This is a genomic window from Mesorhizobium sp. M6A.T.Cr.TU.017.01.1.1 (assembly GCF_004023115.1).
GTDB lineage: Bacteria > Pseudomonadota > Alphaproteobacteria > Rhizobiales > Rhizobiaceae > Mesorhizobium > Mesorhizobium mediterraneum.
In genome coordinates, this window is sequence record NZ_RZTA01000214.1 from 1 (window position 1) to 4,758 (window position 4,758).

Genomic DNA, 4,758 nt, shown 5'->3' on the forward strand with positions numbered 1-4,758 from the left:
GTAAAACGGCTTCCCCACCGCCGTTGGCGAACCCGGCTGCACCGGCGCGGCCGCGGCGCTGTCAGTCGGCTGAGACGCGGCCGGCGGAGTTGCAGGTGCCGCATTGTCGGCCGGCGCGTTCGCGGGCGGCGCGCCGAACAGGCCCTGAGCAGCGGCGCTGCTCAACCCCGCCGCCAGCAGGCACACAGTCGCCAGAGCCAGGGCGCGGGCCATGGCATCACTCCGGAGTCTGGCCAGCCAGGCATTCGAGCGCACTCAGCGTCCAGCCGTTGGTCTTCGAGGTGATGTCGGCGATCTTCCACTGGCCGTCGATCTTCTTGAGCGACCAGACCATTTCGCGTTTGGATTCATCACCTTCCGGGAAAAGGTTGAACGTCGCCGTCACCTCGGCGCTATCGCCATCCACTGCTTCAGACAGCTTCAACGTCTTGGCGACCGTCTTCTCGTCGAAATCCTGGGCGTCGAGACCGGGGGCGAAGTCGATGCAAGGCACCTCGTCCGGTTTGTTCTTCTTTGCCTGGTCGTTGAGGTCGAACAGCTTGGTCACCGGCTCGGTGAAGCGGTCGCGGTATTGCGCGTCGGCCTCGAATTTGACCTCGGGCATGTAGAAGAACTTCACCGCATTGGATGCCGGCCCGGCCAGAGCGGCCGCAGGCGCTGCGATCGAGAGGGCGGCGGCAAGCGCAGTCAGTCTCATCCGATAATCTCCAGGCTTTCGTGGTGGGAACCGTTCAATACCACGAATCCTGCATCCCGGCTTTTTTGCGGCCCATGAATTCCCCTTGGGCGTTAACTCAGGCGCCCTTTGGGCGTTACCTCAGGCGTCCAGCCAGACGTTCTGGAGATCCATCTCGAAAGTCTGGTGGACAGCGTAATTCTTCACGTTCTTGTTCATGTGGCTGTACAGCTTCTGCCAGAACGGCTGAATGATGACGCCCGAATCCTGCAGGATCTGCTCGACGTCCTTCATGACCTCGCGGCGCTTCTCCACGTCGATGAGTGAGAGGGCCTGCTTGAGCTTGGCGTCGAAATCAGGATTCGAATACGCCGTTTCATTCCAGGCCTCGCCGGTGCGATAGCCGAGCGCCAACACCTGAACACCGAGCGGGCGCATGTACCAGATGGTCATGGAATAGGGGTACTTCGTCCAGTCGTTCCAGAAGGTCGACCCCGGCAGCACCGTGCGTTTCACCTTGATCCCGGCTTCGCGCAGCTGGCCGGCAATCGCGTCGCCGGTATTCTTTTGCCAATCGTCCTCGACGGTGATCAGTTCATGCTCGAAGTCGGCCTGTCCCGCCTCGGCCATCAGCTTCTTGGCGCCCGCCGCGTCGCGCGTCTTTTTGGGCAGCGGGTAGTATTCCGGATGGATCGGGCTGACGTGGTGGTTTTCACCTGGGGTGCCCCGCCCGGCGTAGCCAAGTTGAAGCACGGCATTGTTGTCGACGGCCATTTGCAGGGCATTGCGCACTCGCTGGTCATCGTAGGGCTTGTGCGTGATGTTGGTCCGGGCAACGAGGGTCGTCGCTGTCGCGACCTCCGATTTCTCCAGCCCCATCTTGTCGAGGATGTCGATGAAGTCGGCGGGTGTCTCGAAATTGACGTCGATCTCGCCGGAGTCGAATGCATTCACCGAGGCGTTGAAGTCGGTGCCGTAGTCGATGAATTCGACACTGTCGAGCGGCGCTTCGCCGCCCCACCATTTGCCATTCTCACGACGCTTGACGATTGCGTTCTGGCCGACCGAATAAGACACGAGTTCGAAAGGCCCGGTGCCGATCGGCTTGGCGATCGGATCGGCGCCGTCGGCATCGAATTTGCGATGGACCATGAGCGCCGGATAGTCGGTGAAGTTCGGGATCAGCGAGATATCAGGTTCGTTCAGCTTCAGCTTGACCGTGTTGTCATCGACCTTGGTGATTGCCCCTTCCCTGGCCTTGCCGGTTTTTGCATCGATCAGCGCACCGACGCGCGCGGCCATTGAATTACCGGCGGCTTCCTTCTCGCACCAGCGCGTCAGATTGTAGGCAACGTCATCGGCGTTGAAAGCATCGCCGTTGTTCCAGGTGATGCCCTTGCGCACATGCAGCACATATTCGGTGGCGTCGTCGTTGACGTCCCAGCTCTCGAGCAAGACCGGCTCGAAAGTGAATTCGCGCGTGTAGCGGACAAGCGGCTCCAGCCAGCAGCGCGAAATGTTCGCAAGCTCCACCCAGTCGTAAGTGCGCGGGTCCTTCTGTGCCTTCACCGACATCGAAACGCGCAGCGTCCCGCCCTTCTTCGGCTCTTCGGCCAAGGCCCGCTCAGGCACGGCAAGGCCGATCATGCCATAGGCAAGGGCCGTCGATGCCCCAAAGGCGCTTGCCAGCGCCAGAAATTCGCGCCGGTCCATCCGGCCTGCGCGAACATCCTCACCCATCGCCTCGATCGCATTCGGCACGCGATCACCGTTGCTTCTGAAGAGTGCCATTTTTTCTCCCTGTGGTTCCCGTTGGGTCTTCGCCCGTTGCATCAACTAATGCTGTCCGGCAGCCGCTCCTCGCGCTGCGCGATGAAATCTCTCAAGCCATCGGCGATGCCCTCATCGAGCTTCGGCTCCTCATAATCGGCGAGCATGTTGCGCGCTTTCTCGCGCCCCCGGGTATCGTGGTCCTTTGCCCCTTCGGCCTTCCACTGTTCGAACGAATTGAAGTCCATGATGCTCGGTATGAAGAAGGCAGACTCGAAATGGTCGAGCGTGTGCTGGGTGCCGAGGAAATGGCCCTGCGGCCCGACCTCGCGGATCGCCGCCATCGCCTCCTTGAAATCGTCGAACGGGAGACCGCCAGCATACTTGTACCAGCCGACAAGCTGTTCGCAGTCCGTGGCAAATTTCGAATAGCCGCAGGTCAGGCCGGCCTCGAGCCAGCCGGCGGAATGCCAGATGTAGTTGGCGCCGGCAAGGATGGCGGCATGCATCAGCATGTTCGCCTCGTAGCCCGCCTGGGCGTCGTTCAGCTTCGACCCGACATGGAATCCGGACGTACGCCAGGGCAGCCGGTACTTCCGCGCCAGTGCCCCCATCAGATACATCATCTGGGCGGCCTCCGGCGTGCCGCCCATGGGGGCACCAGTCTTCATGTCGACAGTGACCATGAACTGTCCGTAGATCTGCGGCGAACCCGGACGCAGGAGCTGGGTGAAGGCGATGCCTGCCAGCGCTTCCGCATTGACCTGCGCGACCGCTCCCACGGCCGATGCCGAAGTCGAGGCGCCGCAAAGCGCGAAGGGCGCCAGGATCAGCGGCTGGTTGTGGCGCGCATAGACCTTCATCGCGTCCAGCATGGTGGCGTCCCAGACCAACGGCGAGTTGCAGTTGGTGATCGACACCAGCACCGGATTGTCTCGGACATAGTCCTCGCCGAACACGATGCCCGCCATCGCCATCGTGTCTTCGGCTCGTTCCCTGGAGGTCACGATGCCCATGAACGGCTTGTCTGAGTGCTTCAGCGCCGAATGGATGATGTGGAGGTGACGCTTCGGCACCGCAATTTCCATCGGCTCGCAGATGACCGAGCTCGACGAGTGCAGCGCAGGCGCCATGTAGGCGAGCTTGTGGAAATTGTTGAGGTCGGCGAGTGTGCCGTAGCGCCTGTTGTTGTCGAGGTCACGCACGTAAGGCGCCCCATACATCGGCACAAATATGGAGTTGTTTCCGCCGACGCGCACCGAACGCTCGGGGTTGCGCGCATTGAGCGTGAATTCCGGCGGGACCTTCGAGACGAGTTCCATTAGAAGAGCGCGGTCGATGCGGACACGTGTCTCGGAGACATCGGCGCCCGCCGCCTTCCACAACGCGATCGCCTCGTCGTCACGGAACTCGCATCCCACTTCTTCGAGGATGGAGAGCGACTCCTGGTGGATCAGCTCCACCGCCTCATCCGGGACCATTTGGTATACCGGAATCTTACGGACCAAGGTTGGAAATGACGCCATGGGAGTTCCCCGCAGCGCCTTGCGCCCCAGGCGGCCGCCGCTGCGGCGGTTCGTGTGTTCGCTCACTTCAACGGCCGGTGCGTTCATGACCACTCCATCCTCCCCAGGCACTCAACTTAGCGAGACGAAATATGACTGTGACGCTGGAAAATCCTGATCTCTTGTATAAGCTCTGCTTATGCGAAGCCTGCGCCACCTATTGCCATCGGCCGGCAGCCTGATCGTCTTCGAGGCCGCCGGGCGGCTGTCGAGCTTCACCGCCGCGGGGCGCGAGCTCGGCATGACGCAGGCCGCCGTCTCCTATGCGGTGCGCGGGCTGGAGGAAAAGCTCGGCGCCAAACTCTTCCAGCGGCGCCACCGGCAGGTCAGCCTGACCGAGGCCGGCGAGCGTTTCCACGCCGACGTCTCGCTCGGCCTCTCGCATATCCGCAAGTCGGCCGAGGACCTGCGCCAGCAGGCGACCGGCGGCCATGTTACGCTTGCCGCTTCGACCGCCTTCGGCTCGTTCTGGATGATGCCGCGCCTGCAGCAGTTCCGCGACGAATTGCCGGGCATTGACCTGCGTATCCAGACCGCCGACCGCGACCTCGACATTATCGCCGAGGGCATTCCGCTCGCTGTGCGCGGTGGCGAGCCCCGGGAGTGGCCGGACTATCATTGCCTGCCGCTGGCCGACGAGGAAATCTTTCCCGTTGCCGGCGCCAGCTATGCGGCGAAGTTCGGCCTGCCGCAAACCGTCGAGGAATTGGCGTCACACCGCCTCATCCATCTCGAGGAGCCGTTTCG

General features: G+C 62.2%; 4 protein-coding genes and 1 pseudogene. 1 reads left to right on the plus strand and 4 read right to left on the minus strand.

The window, feature by feature from the left end:
- The 4 genes and pseudogenes from EOB36_RS34780 to EOB36_RS33160 form a co-directional block, all read right to left on the minus strand.
- Nucleotides 1-213, minus strand: a pseudogene (locus tag EOB36_RS34780) (hypothetical protein); the annotation flags it as partial.
- Nucleotides 214-217: 4 nt separating this feature from the next.
- A complete protein-coding gene (locus EOB36_RS33150; protein ID WP_095485671.1) occupies nucleotides 218-697 on the minus strand; it encodes a DUF3828 domain-containing protein in 480 nt (159 codons plus the stop codon).
- Nucleotides 698-817: 120 nt separating this feature from the next.
- Nucleotides 818-2,467 carry an ABC transporter substrate-binding protein gene (locus EOB36_RS33155; RefSeq protein WP_128286547.1) on the minus strand — a complete coding sequence of 550 codons (1,650 nt, stop codon included), beginning with the start codon at nucleotides 2,465-2,467 and terminating at the stop codon, nucleotides 818-820.
- Nucleotides 2,468-2,508: 41 nt separating this feature from the next.
- On the minus strand, nucleotides 2,509-4,059 hold the full coding sequence (locus EOB36_RS33160; RefSeq protein ID WP_126106982.1) for a trimethylamine methyltransferase family protein: 1,551 nt from the start codon (nucleotides 4,057-4,059) through the stop codon (nucleotides 2,509-2,511).
- A 91-nt stretch (nucleotides 4,060-4,150) separates the two neighbouring features.
- Between EOB36_RS33160 and EOB36_RS33165 the strand changes: the two genes are divergently transcribed.
- Nucleotides 4,151-4,758: LysR substrate-binding domain-containing protein (locus tag EOB36_RS33165; RefSeq protein WP_128286548.1), on the plus strand; the 608-nt coding region annotated here is incomplete at its 3' end.

Bases quoted from the DNA above. Each gene is read 5' to 3' on its own strand.
- EOB36_RS33160 (WP_126106982.1), bottom strand. From the start codon at position 4,059: ATGAACGCACCGGCCGTTGAAGTGAGCGAACACACGAACCGCCGCAGC.
- EOB36_RS33155 (WP_128286547.1), bottom strand. From the start codon at position 2,467: ATGGCACTCTTCAGAAGCAACGGTGATCGCGTGCCGAATGCGATCGAG.
- EOB36_RS33150 (WP_095485671.1), bottom strand. From the start codon at position 697: ATGAGACTGACTGCGCTTGCCGCCGCCCTCTCGATCGCAGCGCCTGCG.